This is a genomic window from Hymenobacter terrigena, from assembly GCF_054776515.1.
Genome location: NZ_BAAHBU010000002.1, coordinates 1,458,147 through 1,476,794, shown reverse-complemented (window position 1 = coordinate 1,476,794; position 18,648 = coordinate 1,458,147). Strand labels below are relative to the sequence as shown.

At 62.8% G+C, this 18,648-nt stretch carries 9 protein-coding genes; 3 read left to right on the top strand and 6 right to left on the bottom strand.

Annotated features, from left to right (window positions below; all coding sequences use genetic code 11):
* Positions 1-12 precede the first annotated feature (12 nt).
* The 6 genes from ACYU7Q_RS13010 to ACYU7Q_RS12985 form a co-directional block, all read right to left on the bottom strand.
* Positions 13-879 (bottom strand): alpha/beta hydrolase, encoded by an 867-nt coding sequence (locus ACYU7Q_RS13010; protein ID WP_460609859.1) that lies wholly within the window; start codon positions 877-879, stop codon positions 13-15.
* A 215-nt stretch (positions 880-1,094) separates the two neighbouring features.
* The gene (locus ACYU7Q_RS13005; protein WP_460609858.1) at positions 1,095-3,635 is read right to left on the bottom strand and encodes a glycoside hydrolase family 95 protein; all 2,541 of its coding nucleotides are present in this window, start codon (positions 3,633-3,635) and stop codon (positions 1,095-1,097) included.
* Between the two features lie 125 nt (positions 3,636-3,760).
* Positions 3,761-5,608, bottom strand: coding sequence for a RagB/SusD family nutrient uptake outer membrane protein (locus tag ACYU7Q_RS13000; RefSeq protein ID WP_460609857.1), 1,848 nt, complete (start codon positions 5,606-5,608; stop codon positions 3,761-3,763).
* Between the two features lie 19 nt (positions 5,609-5,627).
* On the bottom strand, positions 5,628-8,921 hold the full coding sequence (locus ACYU7Q_RS12995) for a SusC/RagA family TonB-linked outer membrane protein (protein WP_460609856.1): 3,294 nt from the start codon (positions 8,919-8,921) through the stop codon (positions 5,628-5,630).
* Between the two features lie 57 nt (positions 8,922-8,978).
* The gene (locus ACYU7Q_RS12990) at positions 8,979-11,531 is read right to left on the bottom strand and encodes a pectinesterase family protein (RefSeq protein ID WP_460609855.1); all 2,553 of its coding nucleotides are present in this window, start codon (positions 11,529-11,531) and stop codon (positions 8,979-8,981) included.
* Between the two features lie 117 nt (positions 11,532-11,648).
* Positions 11,649-13,367: a T9SS type A sorting domain-containing protein gene (locus ACYU7Q_RS12985; protein ID WP_460609854.1), complete on the bottom strand. Its 1,719-nt coding sequence runs from the start codon at positions 13,365-13,367 to the stop codon at positions 11,649-11,651.
* 528 nt (positions 13,368-13,895) lie between these two features.
* Here ACYU7Q_RS12985 and ACYU7Q_RS12980 point away from each other — a divergent pair.
* From ACYU7Q_RS12980 to xylA, 3 genes are read left to right on the top strand one after another with little or no spacing between them, the layout of a single operon-like run.
* Positions 13,896-15,593, top strand: coding sequence for a glycoside hydrolase family 43 protein (locus ACYU7Q_RS12980; protein WP_460609853.1), 1,698 nt, complete (start codon positions 13,896-13,898; stop codon positions 15,591-15,593).
* 53 nt (positions 15,594-15,646) lie between these two features.
* Positions 15,647-17,185, top strand: coding sequence for a xylulokinase (locus tag ACYU7Q_RS12975; protein ID WP_460609852.1), 1,539 nt, complete (start codon positions 15,647-15,649; stop codon positions 17,183-17,185).
* A 40-nt stretch (positions 17,186-17,225) separates the two neighbouring features.
* Positions 17,226-18,554: a xylose isomerase gene (xylA, locus tag ACYU7Q_RS12970; RefSeq protein WP_460609851.1), complete on the top strand. Its 1,329-nt coding sequence runs from the start codon at positions 17,226-17,228 to the stop codon at positions 18,552-18,554.
* The last annotated feature ends 94 nt before the right edge of the window (positions 18,555-18,648 follow it).

Here is an 18,648-nt window from a genome sequence, read left to right as displayed (position 1 = left end):
ATACCAGTCGAGCTACTTTTTTGCGGTTAGAAAGCCCATTTCCAGTAGCCACGCCTCGCACAGCGTGGTCCACTGGTTGGCTGAGCCGGGGTTGTTGCGCACGGCAATGGAATGAGCGCCCTGCGGAAAAATGTGCAGCGAGCCGGGCACGTTGTGCTCCACCAGCGCCTGGTAGAACAGCAGACTGTTGCGTTGATTAACCGTGGGGTCGTTGTAGGCGTGGGCCAGGAAAGTGGGCGGCGTGGCGGCTGTCACGTGCAGCTCGTTCGAGAATTTGGCCACCAAATCCGGCGGCGCGTTCTCGCCCAGCAGCGCGGTGCGGCTGCCCACGTGCGCGTACTGCCCTAAGGTGATAACTGGCGAAACCAGCACCATGAAATTGGGCGCGAAAGGCTGCTTATCCAGTGAGTCGCCGATGGCCGAGACGTCTTCCGGGTGCGTGCCGAGCGTGGCGGCCAGGTGCCCACCCGCTGAGGCGCCCATGATGCCGATGCGGCTGGGGTCGAGGTGCCATTTCGCAGCGTTGGCCCGAATCAGGCGCATGGCGCGCTGGGCGTCCTGCTCGGGGCCGATGCTGCGCTCCTTCAGGTCGGGCGAGTTGGGCAGGCGGTAGTTGAGCACGAACGCCGTGATGCCAAGGGTATTGAACCACTTGGCCAGCTGGGTGCCGCCCACCAAGTACGTCAATTTCTGGTAGCCGCCCGGCGGGCAAATGAGCACGGCGCAGCCCTTGTTTTCTTCTTTTGAAGTGAAGAAAGCAGACATACCCGGCGTGCCCACCTGCACAATTCGCTCGTTCTCAATCTTGTCTTCCAGCTTCAGGCCCTTGGAGTTGGGCATCTGCTTCCTGGGCCACAGCGGCAGGAGTTCCTGGGCCATAGCGGGCCGCAAACTCAGGCTCAACAAGCAAAAAAGGAGGAGGCGGAAAAGCATAAAAGGAAGCGTATTAGTTTTTGACACCTAACTAAATAGGCCGTCATGCAGAGCGCAGCGAAGCATCTTTACCGAGTAACTAATCAGATTTACTACTGCGGTAAAGATGCTGCGCTGCGCTCTGCATGACTGTTCTTTTTGATTTCTATTTGAATAGGTGCTTATTGTGCCGTTAGGTCGTAGGATTGCCCGGCCTGGGTGGCCAAATCGTAGAGCGTGGAAGCCGCCAGCCGGGGCTTTTGAACGGTGGCCTGGGCCGAAATGAGCGGCGCCTTCACGGGCAGGATTTGGTAGAACGGGTTGGGATTGTCGCCCTGCGCGGCCGTGAGCCTGGTTTTGCCGGTGGCTTTCAGGGGGCTGTGCAGGCGCACCCGGCAGTTGCCGCCCAGGCGCGAGGTGATGCGCAGGCGGGTGACTTTGCCCTGGTCCCAGGCTAGGTCCACCACGTAGCCGCCGCGGGCCACCAGGCCCTTCACTTCGCCGGTGGGCCAGGCGTCGGGCAGGGCCGGCAGGATGTCGATGGCGCCGTCGTAGCTCTGCACGAACAGCTCGGCCAGGCCCGAGGTGCAGCCAAAGTTGCCGTCAATCTGGAAGGGCGGGTGGGCGTCGAGCAGGTTGGGGTAGGTGCCGCCGCCGGTGGCTTCGTTCACCTTTTCCACGGTGCCGGGCAGCAGGCGCAGCTGGTTGGTGAGCAGCTTATAAGCATGATTTCCGTCCTGCATGCGGGCCCAAAAATTCACCTTCCAGCCCATCGACCAGCCGGTGGAAATGTCGCCGCGCTCGGTGAGCGTGACGCGGGCGGCCTCAAACAATTCGGGGGTGTGGTAGGGCGAAATCTGGCCGCTCGGGAACAGGCCGTAGAGGTGCGAGATGTGGCGGTGCGTGCCCTTGGGGTTGTCATGGTCCTGCAGCCACTCCTGCACCTGCCCGTATTGTCCAATCTGCATCGGGGCCAGCCGCGCCCGCATGGTGCGCAGCGTATCGGCAAAGGCCTTATCGGCCCCCAGCAGCTCGGCGGCGCGGATGGTCTTGGAAAACAGGTCGGTCACCAATTGATTGTCCATCGTGGTGCCTACCACGATGGCAATTTTGGTGTTGTCGATTTGGTAGGAATTTTCGGGCGACATCGACGGGCTCACCACCAGCCACTTATGGGTAGGCTCTTCCTGCAAGGCATCCACGTAGTAGGTGGCCGCGCCCTTCAGCACAGGGTAGTACTCGCGCAAAAAAGCCTGGTCGCCGGTGAACTGGTAATGGTCCCAGAGATGCTGCGAGAGCCAGGCCCCGCCCATGGGCCAGAGGCCGTAGTTGGGCTTGTCCACCTGCCCGGTGATGCGCCAGAGGTCGGTATTGTGGTGCATTACCCAGCCGCGCGCGCCGTACATGGTGCGGGCGCTCTGCTGGCCGGTCACGCTCAGGTCTTTGAGCATGGCGAACAGCGGCTGGTGCATCTCGGGCAGGTTGGTGGGCTCGGCGGGCCAGTAGTTCATTTCCGTGTTAATGTTCACGGTGTACTTGCTGTCCCAGGGGCCTTTCAGCTTGTCGTTCCAGATGCCCTGCAGGTTAGCCGGCTGCCCGCCCGGCTGCGAGCAGCTGATGAGCAAATAGCGGCCGTACTGGAAGTACATCGCCGCCAGGGCCGGGTCCTGGCCGTTGGCGAAGTTGGCCAGGCGCACATCGGTGGGCTTTTGGGCGGCGGGCGTCACGCCCAGGCTCAGGCTCACGCGGTTGAAATACTGCTGGTAGGCCGCCACGTGCGCGGTCCGGGCGGGCTCGTAGGGCTTGCCCACGGCCCGGGCCAGGTAGGCGCCGGCCCGCTGGGCGGCGTCGCCGCTCACGTCGTGGTAGTTGATGAAATTGGTGCCGATGGAAATGTAGAGCGTGGCGCTGTTGGCGTGCTCGATGCGCAGGCCCTGCGGCTCGGCTATGACCTTGCCGCCTTCGGCCACCACTTGCACGCGGGTCTGGAACTTGATTTGGCCGGGCTGGCCTTCGTGCTCATTGCCGCTGCCGTCGAGAATCAGTTGGTTGTTTTCGGTGCGCAGGGTGGATTTCACCAGCGTTTCCTCGCTGAGCTGGCAGTCGATTTTGCCCGGCTTGCTGGCCGTCAGCCGCACCACCATCACCTGGTCGGGAAACGAGCTGAACATTTCGCGCTGGTAACTCACGCCGCCGAGCTGGTAGCTTACCGAAGCCACGGCGCGGCCAATGTCCAGGTCGCGGTAGTAGCTGGTGGCTTTTTCGTGACCGGGGAAGGTGAGGTAAAGGTTGGCGGCCATCTGGTAGGGCATGCCGCTGTTGCCTTGCGGCAGCATTTTTTCCTGGGCTAGGGCCTGCGCCTCTACCTGCTGGCCGGCTTTGAGCTGTTCGCGCAGCTGCCGGATGACGGGCAGCGCGTCGGGCTTCACGTTGTTGTTCGGGCCGCCGGCCCAGATGGTCGCCTCGTTCAGTTGCAGCCGTTCACGTTCGGGGGTGCCGAATACCATCGCGCCCAGCCGGCCGTTGCCGATGGGCAGGGCCTCGTTCCAGTTGGCGGCCGGGTGGTCGTACCACAGCTTGAGGGGCGTGGCGGGGGCGGGTTTGGCGACTCCGGGCGTGGCGACTCCTGCTGCCAACAGGCCCAAGCCGATGGACAGGTACGTTAAGGCCTTCCGGCGCAGCGGCACTACTTTCATCAGGAAAGAATAACGAGGAAAAAGCAAGAGAACAGGGGCAAAAAAACGGTGGGCAACCCCGCCCGATGCTCGTTTACAGCACCGGTTGGAGTTGCCCGAACAGCCCCCATTTGGACTCCCACCCGAATGAGGCTGCTCATGTCGCTCGAGGCTTACAGGTAGCCGAAGTTCTGCTTGAGGTTGGGGTTGGAATCGACCACGGTTTGCGGGAAGGCCAGCAGCTCATCGCCCGAATTGGGCACGTAGTTGGCGGCAAACAGGTCGATGAACGAGGACGTGGTGCCGCCCATCAGCGACTGCCGCCAGCTGAAGCGGGCCGCCGTGGCCGTGGAGCCCGGAATCGGAATGGTGTTGGTGGTGATGTCGAACGGCCGGTAGAGCGAGCGCACGTAGCGCAGCTGGTCGTTCACGGCGTAGCCGTATACGTACAGCGGAATTTTGGCCCCAATACCCGTGCCGTTGCGCATATCGGTCATGATGGACTTGGCTTCGGCGATTTTTGCGCCCAGCAGGTTCCAGCGAATCAGGTCGTATTTGCGGATGCCTTCGCCGCCAAATTCGAGCAGGCGCTCTTTCACCAGGGCATCGAAGAAGCCGGTTTTGGTGCCCACCTGGGTGGCGGGCAGGGCGACGTAGCGGCTGGCGGGGTAGGCGCGGCGGCGCACTTCTTCCAGGGCCTGCACCGGCGTGGTGCCGTTGTAGGGCGTGGCGGGGTCGGCCAGCTCGTTCTGGGCTTCGGCAAACATCAGCAGCACGTCGGCAAAGCGCACGATGGGCCAGTTCAGGCCCAGGTTCTGGGCCGAGCCGGTGAGCAGCGGCACGCGCCAGTCGCGGCGGAACTTGCCGTCGCGCAAGGCCGTGAGCGTGGTGCTGGTTTGGGTGTTGGGCGTGGCCGCCACCGTCTGGTAGAGCGTCACGGTCACGTCGCGGCGCACATCCACGGAGTCGAAGGCGTAGAAGTAGTTCGGGTTGATGGTGTAGGAGCCGCCGCCCTGGCCCCACTTCGAGGCCACGTCGAGGCGCGGGCCGTTGTTGTAGCCCAGCTTGCTATCCGAAGCGGCCGAGCCCGAGCCCATGCCCACTTCAAACATGATTTCGCCGTACTGCGTGTCGAACTTGGCCTCGTTGATGTTGCGCCACACCTGCTCGTAGCTGGGGTTGAGGGTGTGCTGGCTGCGGTTTTGCAGCAGCGTGTCGCACTCGGCGCGGGCCATGGTGTAGTAGGTCAGGTAGTCGGCGGGGCGCTCCATCTGGCCGGTGCGGGCGTTGGAGCGGTAGCCGCCGCGGGCCAGGGCAATGCGGGCGCGCAGGGCCTTGGCCGCGCCTTTGGTGAACCGCTCGTAGGCGTTCACGTCCGACTCTTTGCGCCAGGGCAGCAGCTTCGAGGCCAGGGCGAGGTCGCCCAGAATCTGGTCGTAAATCTCGTTGCGCGGGGTCTGGGGCAGGTTCAGGTCGGTGTATTCCGACGAGGGCTTGAACTGGGCGGGCACGTCGCCCCAGTTGCGCACAATTTCCATGTAGTAGAGGGCGCGTAGCGCTAGCACCTCGCCGTAGGCGCGGCGCAGGGCCTTCTGCTCGGCGGCAGTGCCGGTTTTGTACAGGGCCATCTGCGGAATGTTTTTGATGCAGATGTTGGCCCGTTCCACGCCTTGGTAGAGCGTGGCGAAGGGCGCCGGCAGCTCGGTGGTGCCGGCCGTTACGCGGTAGCGGTTGATGTCGCGGCTGCCGCCGTCGGCCGCGCCGGCCCGGTTCTGGCCCTCGTCGGTGTCGGAGGGGTAGCCCGTGCTCAGGCGCACGCCGTAGCCGCTGTCGCCCGACAGCGGGTCGTAGGCACCAATGACGGCGCTGTTCACATTGGCCACGCTGCTGAACACGTCATCGGAAATGTAGGACGAGGCCGGGCTCACGTCGAGGTAGTCTTTGCAGGCCGTGAGCAGGCTGGCGGTGCCAGCCAAAGCGGTGGTGGCCAGGGCGGCGCGAAGAAAGAAGGAAGCTTTCATATCGGGGAGCAGGTGGGAATTAAAGGGTCAGGTTCAGGCCGGCGAGGAAGGCGCGGCTGCGCGGATAGGCCGCGTAGTCGACGCCCGGCGTGAGCGGCGTGCCGCGGCGGGTGTTCACCTCGGGGTCGTAGCCCGAGTACTTGGTGAAGGTGTACACGTTGTTCAGCGTCACATAAAAGCGCAGCTGCGTGAGCTTGGCGCGCTGAATCACCGACTTGGGCAGGGTGTAGCCCACCGTGATGTTGTTCACGCGCAGAAACGAGCCGTCCTCGATGGCCCAGGAGCTGAGCAGGTAGCGGCCGCGGGTGGGGCGCCAGATTTGGGCGTTTTCGTTGAGGGCGGCCAGGGCCGTGGGCTCGGTCACGAGGTTGCCCGAAGCATCAATCGTGCGCCACCGGTCGCGCATCAGTCCCAGCACATTCTGGTTGGCGTTGTAGCCGCTGGTGAAGTCGATTTTGTTGGCGTTGTAGATGTCGTTGCCGAATACAAAGTTCAGAAACATGCTGGCATCGAACCCTTTGTAAGCAAACTGCTGGTTGAGCCCGCCCATGAATTTCGGGTTGGCGTTGCCAATCACCGTGCGGTCGTTGGTGTCCACCACGCCGTCGCCGTTGATGTCCTTGAACTTCATGGCGCCGGGCGTGGGCTGCAGGTAGCCGCCCTTAGGGGCCGGCACGCCGGTCACGGTGGGCACGGTGTAGCCGGTGTTGTCGGCCACCACGCCGTTGTTGTTCGGCACGTTGTCCTTCAGCACGTAGTTCCAGCCGCCGCTGGCGTTCTGGGTGGCGTTGAAGTCGCTCACCTTGTAGAAGCCGTCGGCCACGTAGCCGTACATCAGGCCCACGGGCTGGCCGGGCTGCACCAGGTAGTCGGTGCCGGTGTCGCTGGTCCAGCCCGAATTGATGCCGGGCAGGTAGGGTTGGCCGCCGAGGTCTTCCACGCGGTTGCGGTTGAAGGAAATGTTGCCGTTGATGTTCCAGGTGAAGTCCGGGGTGCGCACCGCCGTGCCGCTCAGCTGCAGCTCGAGGCCGCGGTTGGATGTTTCGCCGATGTTGCGCAGCTGCGTGGCGTAGCCCGAGGTCACGGGCACGGGCTGGGCAATGAGCAAATCATAGGTCGAGTTGTAGTAGAGGTCAGCAGTGAGCTGCACGCGGTTGTTGAACAGGGCCAGGTCCACGCCCAGGTTGCGCGAGTGGGTGGTTTCCCACTTCAGGTTGGGGTTGGCCAGCGCCGACGTGGCCAGGCCCGGCGTGCGGCCGTTTTCGATAGAATACTCCACGCCGCTGGTCGAGTAGGTTTCGCGGAACAGGTTGTTGCTGATGCGGTTGTTGCCGGCCAGGCCGTAGCTCAGGCGCAGCTTCAGGTCCGACACAGCCGAGAAGGGCTGCATGAAGGCCTCCTTCGACAAGCGCCAGGCCACCGAAGCCGCCGGGAACACGCCCACGCGCTTGCCCTCGGCAAATTTCGACGAGCCGTCCACGCGCATCGTGCCCGTAAACAGGTACTTATCATCGTAGGAGTAGTTGGCCCGGGTGAAGCCCGACAGAATGCGGTTGGGGTCTTCGTTGGTGGTAGGCGAGGGCTGCACGAAGCCGGCCGGGGCCTGGGCCTGGTTGAAGTTGGCCAGCGCTTTCTCGGGCTCGATGTCGGTGGGCAGGTAGAAGGCCGAGATGTTGAGCGAGTTGTTCAGCGTCTGGTACACTTCCTGGCCCAGCAGCACGTCGAAGCTGTGCTTGCTCTTGGAAAAGAACTTATAGGTCAGCACGTTCGAGTTGTTGAGCGTGAACTGCGTGCCCGTGCCGATGGAGGCTGTGGGCTGGTTGCCGTTCTGGCGGGCCACGCTGGTTACTTTGCTGTTGAAGGCCTCCGTGCGGGTGGTGCGGTAGTCGATGCCCACCGTGGAGCGGAAGCTCAGGCCCTTGGTGAAGTTGTAGTTGACGTAGGCGCTGGAGTTCACCAGGCGCTGCCCGTCGCGGCGGTACTCCGAGTTGGCCAGCACGATGGGGTTAATCAGGCCGGTGTTGCCGCCGCTCAGGATGTAGTATTCCTCGTCTTCCTGGGTGGGGTCGAGCACCACGCCCGTGCCCAGGTTGGTGGTGAAGGGGCGGTACTGCACCGTGTTGCGCAGGCGCGACGAGCTGCTGAGTCCGCCGCTGGCCGTGCCGGCCCCGTTGATGGTCTGGTCGTTCAGGCGCACGTTGAAGCCGATGCGCAGCTTGTCCGTAGCCTTGTTGTCGAGGCGGAAGTTCAGCAGCTTGCGGTCGAAGTCCGAGGCCAACTGAATGCCCTGCTCGCGGTTGCTGGTGAGGCTCAGCGAGTACACCGTGCCCTTGCCCCCGCCCGACACCGTCAGGTTGTGGGTTTGCTGGAAGGCATCGCGCCCGAACACCTCATGTTGCCAGTCGGTGAAAGGCGACTGCCGGGCTCGCGCCAGCGTGTCGCTCAAGAAGTTGCGCGAGCCATATGCGCTCCGGAAGGTGGCCAAATCCGCGCTGCTGCGCGCGGCGCGCTCGTATTGCAGGTCGATGTATTCGCCGGGCTTCAGCACGTCCAGGCTTTTCACCAGCCGCCGTACCCCGGCAAAGCCGCTGTAGGCTACGGTGGTGCGGCCTTCGATGCCGTTTTTGGTGGTGATGATGACCACGCCGTTGGCCCCGCGGGCGCCGTAAATGGCCGTCGAAGCCGCGTCTTTCAGCACGTCCACCGAGGCAATGTCCTGGGGCGAAATCACGTTCAGGGCATTCTCAATCTGAATGCCGTCCACCACGTACAGCGGCGAGTTGTCCTGGGTGATGGAGCCGCCGCCCCGCACCCGAATGGTGACGTTGGCGCCCGGCGTGCCCTCCGACGACGTGAGCTGCACCCCGGCCAGCCGGCCCGTCAGCGCTTCGGCGGCCGAGTTTACCGGAATGTCCTTGATTTGCTGCGCACTTACTGACGACACCGAGCCCGTGAGCTCGCTGCGCTGCACCGCCCCGTAGCCAATCACCACCACGTCGTCGAGCTGCTTGTTGTCGGCCGTCAGGGTAACGTCGTAGGTGTTGCCGGCGCCCACGGCCACTTCCTGCGACAGGAAGCCCACGTAGCTGAATACCAGCGCGGGGGCTGCCGTGCCGGCCGGCACAGCTACCTGAAAGCGGCCGTCGGTATCCGTGGAGGCCCCGTTGGTGGTGCCCTTTACCAGCACGGTCACGCCGGGCAGGGCGTCGCCCTTGGCATCTTTCACCGTGCCGGTCAGCGCCCGGTTTTGGGCTGCCGCCAGGCCAATGCTCAAGCAGAACAAAAGCCAGTAAAGCAGAAAATTTAGTTTCATAACAAGTGGTATTGAGAGTGGGAATTTTTATTTGGGGGGGCGACGGGTGGTCCGGAGCTATTCTTTTTGCAGCGACATAGCGGCCTGCTGGCGGCCATCGCTGTAGCGCACCAGGTAGCGGCCGGCGGCCAGGTTTTCCAGGTTGAGCAGGGTTTGCTGGCTGCCGGCCACGCACGGCACCGTGGCCACACGCTGCTCCAGGGCCGAATACACCGTCACAGTGGCCTCGCGGGGGGCGGCGGGGTGCACCAGTAGGCACTGGGTAGCCGTGGGGTTCGGGTAGAGCTGGAGCTGGCTGGCCAGTGCGTTGCGCGTGCTGGTCGTCACCAGGGCCTCGCCCTTCGCCAGCACGTTTTTGAGGGTGGCAAACCGCGTGGTGGTGCTGGTGGAGCCGCAGCCGAAGTAGAAACGGAAGGTGAGGCGCTGTCCGGGCTGGAGCGTGGTGCCGGTAGCCCCGGCAAACGCCAGGCGGTAGGTAGCGCTGGTGCTGGTGGTGAAAATGGGCGTCGCGAAGCCGCCATTGGCCGTGCTCAGGAGCGGGCCGCCGGGGCCTTTGCCGCCCGTCACATCGGCCGAGTCGGTGGCAAAGCCACTACGCGACCATACCACGGCCACCTTCGTGTTGCTGGTCGAGCCGGTGTAGTAGGCGTTGAAAATGACGGAGTCGACGCGCACGGTCGTGGTGCCACTCGGGGCCACCGTGAATTGCTCGTAGTAGGTGCGGTTCAGGATGCTGCCGTTGCCGCCTACAGCAGCGGTCCAGCCGCCATCAGGCCCCGGCGCGATGGCCTGGCCGTAGGTGCGCGAGTAGGGTGGAATGGTGGCCGCCGCCGAGCCGCTCGATACCTGCAGCTTGCGCAGGGTGGGTGTGCTCGGAGCCACGGCGCTGGGGCGCACGGCGGTGCTGTCCTGGTTGTTGCGCGCCATGGGCCACCACAGCAGGTTGATTGCTTGCGGCAACGCGGCCGTTTGGGTCAGGCCCGAAACCGGAATGGTCACGGTAGCCGCGCCGGCGCTGCTCAGGGTCAGGTTGCCAGCCGAGGTGCCGGGCGCGCTGGCGTTGAGGCGCACGCTGAGGGTGGTGCTGGCCACAGCCCCGGTGCCGCTCTGGGCAATCACCAACGGCGCAGCCATACCAGACCAACTGGTGCCGCCATTGGCCGATACCTCGAAGCCGGCCGGCGGCGTCACCGTCACGCCCGTGGTCAGGTTCTCAGCCGCCACCAGCACATTCTGCGAAGCCGAGGGCTGCCCACCGCCCTGCAAAAAGGCCTGTAGCGTGCCCGTGGTGGTGATAGTGGGCGTACTCGAAATCTCCAGCGTATCAGTATTGTGCGCGGCCAGGCCGGTCTTCGAAGCCCGCAGGTAGTAGAAGTACGACACGCCCGGCGCAGGAATGGCATCGGTGGTGGCGAAGTTTACATTGATGGCATCGGCGGCCGTGGTGGTGTAGAGTTGCGTGTAAGTGCCGCGCCGCGTGGTGCTGCGGTACACCTGGTACTGCACGCCCACAATGGGCCAGCTGATGTTCCAGGTGAGGGCCGTGGGCACGGTGGCCGTGCCCTTCACGCCCTGGAAGTTGGCCACCGCAATGCTGCGGGCCTGGCTGGGGCAGAAGTTGGCGTAGGCCGCGCAGGGGTCCCAGGTGCCGAACATGGCCGGCCGGGTATAAGCCGCCGTGTCGGCATCGGTGAGCTGAATGGACCACGGCACGCGCTGGCTCACGTTCACGAGGGCACCGGCTACGTCGCGGCTCTTGTATTCGGCATAGGTAATCACGCTGGTGTTGGTGCCGCTGTCCCAAGTGCTCCAGCCCGCGGGGTTGATGATGTTGGGGCCCATCACGGCGCTCAGCCACACCACTTTGTTGTTGGCGGGGTTGGTGTTGGGCGTGCCCGAGTTCTGCCAGGGGCGGCCCAGGGTGTAGGTGGTCAGGCCGCGGTTGGCGGGGATGTAGCACTTGCGGAAAACGTAGCCATAAGCCTGGCCTGCTGGGGTATTGGCCGCCGTGATATAGCCACCACTGCCGCCGTCGCGGCGCGTTTTGGGGTAAATGATGCAGCCTTCAAACAAGGCTTGGGCCCCGCCAAAAACGAAGTCCACGGTGCCATCGATGTAGCAGTCCTTGAAATACTGCCGGCCCGAGCCGTTGGTCAGCACCGTGTCCTGCCCGCCCAGAAAGCGGCAGTTCTTAAACGCTACGCGGTCGGCGTTCACGCTGATGGCCAGGGCCTGCGGGGCATCGCCGGTGGTGTTCTCGATGGTGAGGTTCAGGGCCGACACATCGGTGGCGCTTATCGTCACCGAAGCCGAGGTTGAAGTGCCGTAGGTGCCGCCGCCGGGCATAGGCTTGCCCGAATAATCGTCCCAGCTCAGCACGGTATTGGCCACGCTCTCCCCAATCAACTGCAAAAACGGCTTGTTGGACGGTACCGTAATCTTTTCGCGGTATTTGCCATTCTTGATGAAGATGGTGTAGACCGCCGTGCGGCCCGCGGGGGCGGCATTGATGGCAGCCTGTACCGTGGTGTAGGCCCCCGAGCCGTCTTTGGCAACCACTAGGTCGTAGGTCTGCGCCCGGGCCGTGGCGCTAAGGGCGAGCAGAAGCACAAGTACGCAGCGCGCCAGTATTCCGGGAGAGAAAAGAGTAGTCAAGCGTTTCATAGGTAATATTTTGGGTGGGAAAGAAAAATTGCGGAACCAGTCGCGGCGGGCCGGAAAAGGCTATTATTCGCGGACCAGCTTCGCCGTCAGGGGGCCATCGGCGCCCAGATAGCGCACCAAGTAGTTGCCGTGGGCCAAGCCGGCCAGAGGCAGCAGCGTCTGGGCGGTGCCGGGCTGGGTGGTGGCCGTCGTCACCCGGCAGCCATCGAAAGTGTAGATTTCGATGGTGACGGGGAGCCGGCTGGCGGGGTGTGTCAGGGTCAACTGCTCCCGGGCCGGGTTGGGGTACACGTTCAGCCCGGTCCTGGTATTTTCGGCGCCTTTGCTGCCTAGCAGCACGCTGGCAATGCCGTTGAGGTAATTTTCGAGGTTGGTGTAGCCATTGGTGGCCACGCCTTGGCGGTCGGCAGCGTTGTTGGGGTTCAGGCCGTGGGTGGTTTCGTAGTCGTCGGTCATGCCGTCGTGGTCCGAGTCGGCGGGCGCAGTGCCGCAGTTCAGTACCGGCCAGGCCACCTGCGACACGCTGTAGGGCGTGATGTGCGCCGGGAAGCCGCCCTGCACATCAATTAGGCCGCCGGTGCGGTTGCGCACGTCGTTGATAATGCGCTGGTCCAGTACATCGCGCACGGGCAGCACGCAGCCGGCCTGGGCCAGCACGGCCGTGTAGGCATCCTGCGCCGTTTGGGTAGGCAGGGCCGTAGTAGCAAATGGCACGGTCACCTTTATCCGCGTGGTATCGGACCGGGGAGCGCTGCCCGGGGCCACGCCCAGCCAGTTGTTGCGGGTCACGGCGGGGTAGCCGTCCACGTAATTGCCGCTCAGGTAGGCCTGCGGAAAGGGCAGGGCCGCGCTGAAAAACGGGTAAAACATCATGGACTTGATGGCCACGCCGCTGGTTGAGCCAGTGGACGTGGCCGGGCCATACTTATAGTAGTTGTTCACCAGGTTGTAAGCACCGCCCTCGCCACCGTTGGTGTTGTAGGAGCCCCAGTCGTAGATGACGTTGTTGCGAAAATCGGCCATTTCCGCGCCGGCCACTGCGGGCGTGAGGCCGCCGCTGCCCGAAAACCGCGGCATGCGGCCCTTGCAGTGCGCAATAAGGTTGTGGTGGAAGGACGCGTGCCGGCCGCCCCACACCCCGCCAAATCCGTGGTGCTCAAAATCAGTATCGCCCGCCTCAAAGTGGTAGGAATAATCGAGCGGCTCCGAAATCAGGTTCCATTGCAGCGTAGTGCTGTCGCCCTGGTAAAAGGAGCAGGCCTCGTCAGTGCTCCAGCTCATGGTGCAGTGGTCCACCATGGTTTTTACATTGAAGCGGCCACCGAAAGCATCGTCGGAGCCGGCCCCATCCACCATGCCCTGATTCTGGTACCGGTCGCCCATGCGGAAGCGCACGAAGCGCACCAACACGTTGTTGCCGTTCACCGTCACGGGCCGGTCGGCCAGGCAGATGCCGTCGCCGGGGGCTGTCTGGCCCGCCAGCGTAGTATTGGCCGGAATGCGCAGCTGAGTGAGCAGGTGAATGGTGCCGCACACCCGAAATACCACCGTGCGGTTGGGCACGGCCGTGATGGACTGGCTCAGGGCATAGCGCAACGTGCCCGGCGTATTGGTGTCAGCCAGCGACGTTACTTCATAAACAGTGGTTGGAGCTGCTGCCGTACCGCGCCCCCCCGATGTGTATTTCCCAGCGCCTTCCGCCCCCGGAAAAGAGACGAGCCGCTGGCCTCGTACGGTGAGCGCCCCGAAAAACAAAACCGCGAAAAGAGGAATAATCCCCATGTTGGAATGCAAAAGCACTTGACTTTTGCTCAGGCTGCTTTTCATGATTCGGGCGGGTGGGATGATGAGATGGCGAGATGATGAACAGGCATTTTATGAAGTAAATGTGAATATCATTTTTAATGGAAGCAATAAAATGGCGATATAAATCGTCGGGAACGATGCCGGGAACGATGCCGAAAGCTCAATTGGCTTTTGAAAAATCAATAAATGATATGTGTTGCCTTTTGCAAACGCTTGCCGGCAGATTACTTAATCACTGATTATATAAATGATTTACAGATAGTTAAAGTATATAGTTAATATTTTAAGAGTGATGGTTAATTAAAAAATAAACAAAATACCATTTTATGGCACATGATATAACTAATCATAGCCTATTGAAGAAAACAACATATTAAAGCTGGAAATTTGCTCGAAAACACTGACCGGTATCGATACCGAATTGTATAAAATGATAAAAGATTCGTTAATTTGTGAACTGACTAACGCCTCATCCGGCAGCTGTTCTTATAGCTTTGCTCCATTATGAAGTACTTCCACTTGGCCTTCAGGCGCCAACTTTCTTCTCCAGCAAAGGGTCGCATCAGTTACCAGTTTATTCTGCTACTGCTACTTGTAGGAGGCTACCGGAGCAGTGGCCAGGCGCAGTCATTACAGCCCGCTGTTTCTAAAGTCTGGGTGCCCGACCTCGGCAATGGCACCTACAAAAACCCGGTGCTCTACGCCGACTATTCCGACCCCGACGTGGTGCGCGTCGGCAGCGACTTTTACCTCACGTCCTCCAGTTTCAACGCGGTGCCGGGCCTGCAAATCCTGCATTCCAAAGACCTCGTGAACTGGTCCATTATCGGGGCCGTGTTCAAGCAACAGCCGCCGCTGGCCCGCTACCGCGAGCCCCAGCACGGCAATGGCGTGTGGGCGCCCGCCATTCGCTACCACAACCAGGAGTTCTACATCTACTACCCCGACCCGGATTTGGGCATCTTCGTCACGAAGGCCAAGAACCCGGCCGGGCCGTGGTCGGCCCCCGTGTGCGTGAAGCAGGCCAGCGGCTGGATTGACCCCTGTCCGCTCTGGGACGCCGACGGCAAAGCCTATCTGGTGCACGGCTTTGCGGGCTCGCGGGCCGGCATCAAAACTGTGCTGGCCGTGAGCCCGATGAGCCCCGACGGGCAGCGCCTGACCGGCGATGATGTGCTGGTGTTTGACGGCCACGCCGCGCACCCCACGCTGGAAGGCCCGAAGTTTTACAAGCGCAACGGCTACTACTACATCTTCGCGCCGGCCGGCGGCGTGCCTACTGGCTGGCAGCTGGTGCTACGCTCCCGGAACGTGTATGGCCCCTACGAAGAGAAAATTGTGATGGACCAGGGCAAAACGGCCATCAACGGCCCGCACCAGGGCGCGTGGGTGGACACCGACGCGGGCGAGGACTGGTTCCTGCACTTCCAGGACCAGGGTGCCTACGGCCGGGTGGTGCATTTGCAGCCCATGGTGTGGAAAAATGACTGGCCCGTAATTGGCGACGACCCGGATGGCGACGGCAAGGGCCAGCCCGTGCTCACGCACCGCAAGCCCCGCATCAAGAGCCCCGCGCAGCCGCTGGCCACGCCGCCCACTTCCGATGAGTTCAGCGCCAGCAAGCTGGGCCTGCAGTGGCAGTGGCACGCCAACCCCCAGGACTACTGGGCCTACCTGAACCCGGCGCAGGGCCAGTTGCGGCTGTATTCGGTGCCGCTGCCCGAGGGCTTCAAAAACTACTGGCAGGTGCCCAACCTGCTGCTGCAAAAACTGCCCGCCGAAACCTTCACCGTCACCACCAAGCTCACGTTTACGCCGCGCATCGAAGGTGAAAAAGTGGGCTTGATGATGATGGGGCTCGATTATGCGTACCTCTCGCTCACCAATCAGGGCGGCAAGCTGCAGCTCAGCCAAACGGTGTGCAAGGATGCCGACAAGCTGAAGCCGGAAGCCACGACGGCCCCGGTGGAGGTGCCGGCCGCGCTGGCCGGCAAGCCCCTGTACCTGCGCGTGGCCACGAAAGCCGGGGCCAAATGCCAGTTCAGCTACAGCTTCGACGGACAGACGTTTCAGCCGCTCGGGGCGGAGTTCACAGCCCGCGAAGGTAAGTGGATTGGCGCGAAAGTGGGCCTGTTCTGCTCGCGCACGGCTAAGTTCAACGATGCCGGCAGCGCCGACGTTGACTGGTTCCGCATCGATTAAATAAGCCGGATGTGGCGGCTCGTTATCCTGTTCTCACTCTTTGATTTTCAATTATGCTGCTGCTCGGAATAGACCTGGGGACTTCATCTGTCAAGGTATCGGTGGTAGATGCCGACACGCGCCAGTGCCTGGCCTCGGTGAGCTACCCCGACACGGAGCGCGAAATCCTGACCCGCCAGCCCGGCTGGGCCGAGCAGGACCCGCGCCAGTGGTGGCTCGACGTGCGGCAGGCCATTTTGAAGGCCAACGCCACCCAAGCCTATGACCCACAGGACATCGGCGCCATCGGCATCGCCTACCAGATGCACGGCCTCGTGGTGGTGGATGAGCACCAGCACGTGCTGCGCGACGCCATCATTTGGTGCGACAGCCGGGCGGTGCCTTTCGGGCAGCAGGCTTTCGCCGCCATTGGCGAGGCGCGCAGCCTGGAGCACCTGCTCAACTCGCCGGGCAACTTCACCGCCGCCAAGCTGGCCTGGGTGAAGGCCGAGGAGCCTGAAGTGTATCAACGAATTGATAAAGTGCTGCTGCCCGGCGATTTTCTGGCCCTGCAACTCACGGGCGAGGCCACGACCAGCATTTCGGCGCTGTCGGAAGGCATTTTCTGGGACTTTGCCGAGCACGCGCTTTCCGAAGACGTGTTCCGCTTTTTCGGGTTTGATAAGGGCCTGATTCCGCCGGTGCAGCCGGTGTTTGCGGCGCACGGCACGGTGCTGGCGGCGGTAGCCGAGGAGCTAGGGCTACGGCCCAGCATTCCGGTGACGTACAAAGCCGGCGACCAGCCCAATAACGCCTTGTCACTGGGCGTGTTGGAGCCAGGCGAAGTGGCGGCCACGGCCGGTACCTCGGGTGTGATTTACGCCGTGACCGACCAGCTGTTTGTCGATGCCCAGTCGCGGGTGAATGCCTTTGCCCACGTCAACCACGCCGCCGACCAAACCCGTCTGGGCGTGCTGCTGTGCATCAACGGCACGGGCAGCCTCAACCGCTGGATGAAGAGCATTGCGGGCCCGCAGCTGAGCTACCCCGAAATGAACGAGCGCGCCGCTGCCGTGCCCGCTGGCGCCGAGGGCCTGCTCTGCCTGCCCTTCGGCAACGGCGTGGAGCGCATGCTGGCCAACCAACCAGTAGGCGCGCACCTGCACAACATCGACCTGAACGTGCATACGCCCGGCCACCTGCTGCGCGCCGGGCAGGAAGGCGTGGCCTTCGCCTTCCGCTACGGCTTGGATTTGATGCGCGAAAACGGCTTGCACCCCACGGTGGTGAAGGCCGGCAAAACCAACATGTTTCTAAGCGAAGTCTTCGCCCAGGCCTTCGCCAACGCCACCGGCCTCACGGTAGAGCTCTACCAGACCGATGGCAGCGTGGGCGCCGCGCTGGGCGCAGGCATCGGGGCAGGGGCCTATGCTACGCCCGCCGAAGCCTTTCAGCGCATGCAGCGCCTGCAAACCGTTGAGCCCAATGACGAAGTCGAGATTTATGAGCGGGCGTACCAGCAATGGAAAGCGCTGCTGCTGAGCCGGCTGCAGCCAGCCGTTGAGCCGGGGGCGCACCAACCGGGGCGTCATGCTGAGCTTGTCGAAGCATGACGTTTTACCTAACATTCAACATTCACTTATCTTTCAATACATGAGCCTCTTAACCACTTCCAAAACCCTGTTCTCCAATATCCCGCAAATCAAATTTGAGGGTCTGGAGTCCGATAACCCGCTGGCGTTCCGCTGGTACGACGCCGAGCGCGTGGTGGCCGGCAAGCCCATGAAAGACTGGCTGCGTTTTGCCGGGGCCTACTGGCATTCCTTCAACGGCAGCGGGGCCGACCCGTTTGGCGAGCCCACGCACCTGTTTCCGTGGGACACCGAGCGCGACCCCATCGCCGCTGCCAAGGCCAAGATGGACGCCGCGTTTGAGTTCCTGACCAAGCTCAACCTGCCTTACTACTGCTTCCACGACGTGGACGTGGTGGACTACACCAACGACGTGGCCGACAACGAGCGCCGCCTGCAAACCATGGTGGCCTACGCCCAGGAAAAGCAGCGCGAAACCGGCCTGAAGCTGCTGTGGGGCACGGCGAACCTGTTTTCGCACCGCCGCTACATGAACGGCGCGGCCACCAACCCGGACTTCCACGTGCTGGCCCACGGCGCGGCACAGGTGAAGGCGGCCATTGATGCGACCATTGCGCTGGGCGGCGAAAACTACGTGTTCTGGGGCGGCCGCGAGGGCTATATGTCCTTGCTGAACACCAACATGCAGCGCGAGCAGGAGCATTTTGCCAAGTTCCTGCACACCTGCAAGGACTACGCCCGTCGCAACGGCTTCACGGGCACGTTCTTCATCGAGCCCAAGCCCATGGAGCCCACCAAGCACCAGTACGACTACGACGCGGCCACCGTCATCGGCTTCCTGCGGCAGTACGATTTGCTCGATGATTTCAAGCTGAACCTGGAAGTGAACCACGCCACGCTGGCCGGCCACACCTTCCAGCACGAGCTGCAGGTGGCGGCCGACGCCGGCATGCTCGGCAGCATGGACGCCAACCGCGGCGACTACCAGAACGGCTGGGACACCGACCAGTTCCCGAACGACATCTACGAGCTGACCGAGGCCATGCTGGTGGTGCTTGAAGCCGGCGGCCTGCAGGGCGGCGGCATCAACTTCGACGCTAAAATCCGCCGCAACTCCACCGACGTGCAGGACCTGTTTCACGCCCACGTGGGGGGCATGGACTTGTTCGCCCGCGCCCTCGTCACGGCCGACAACATCCTGCAAAAGTCCGACTACAAGCAGTTGCGCCAGCAGCGCTACGCTTCCTTCGACAGCGGCGCGGGCAAGGCCTTCGAGCAGGGCCAGCTCACGCTGGAGCAGCTGCGCGACTACGCCGCCGAAAACGGCGAGCCCGCCATCATCAGCGGCCGCCAGGAGTATCTGGAGAACCTGCTGAACCGCTACATCTAGGCGAGTCGAGCTTGAATTGATAAGCAATTGATAGGCCGTCATGCTGAGCGCAGCCGAAGCATCTCTACCGCAGTAGTAAATCTGATTACCTGCA

What these genes read in the sequence shown, in the direction of transcription:
- ACYU7Q_RS13010 (WP_460609859.1), bottom strand. Translation starts at nt 879, where the DNA reads ATGGCCCAGGAACTCCTGCCGCTGTGGCCCAGGAAGCAGATGCCCAAC.
- ACYU7Q_RS13000 (WP_460609857.1), bottom strand. Translation starts at nt 5,608, where the DNA reads ATGAAAGCTTCCTTCTTTCTTCGCGCCGCCCTGGCCACCACCGCTTTG.
- ACYU7Q_RS12995 (WP_460609856.1), bottom strand. Translation starts at nt 8,921, where the DNA reads ATGAAACTAAATTTTCTGCTTTACTGGCTTTTGTTCTGCTTGAGCATT.
- ACYU7Q_RS12985 (WP_460609854.1), bottom strand. Translation starts at nt 13,367, where the DNA reads ATGGGGATTATTCCTCTTTTCGCGGTTTTGTTTTTCGGGGCGCTCACC.
- ACYU7Q_RS12980 (WP_460609853.1), top strand. Translation starts at nt 13,896, where the DNA reads ATGAAGTACTTCCACTTGGCCTTCAGGCGCCAACTTTCTTCTCCAGCA.
- ACYU7Q_RS12975 (WP_460609852.1), top strand. Translation starts at nt 15,647, where the DNA reads ATGCTGCTGCTCGGAATAGACCTGGGGACTTCATCTGTCAAGGTATCG.
- xylA (WP_460609851.1), top strand. Translation starts at nt 17,226, where the DNA reads ATGAGCCTCTTAACCACTTCCAAAACCCTGTTCTCCAATATCCCGCAA.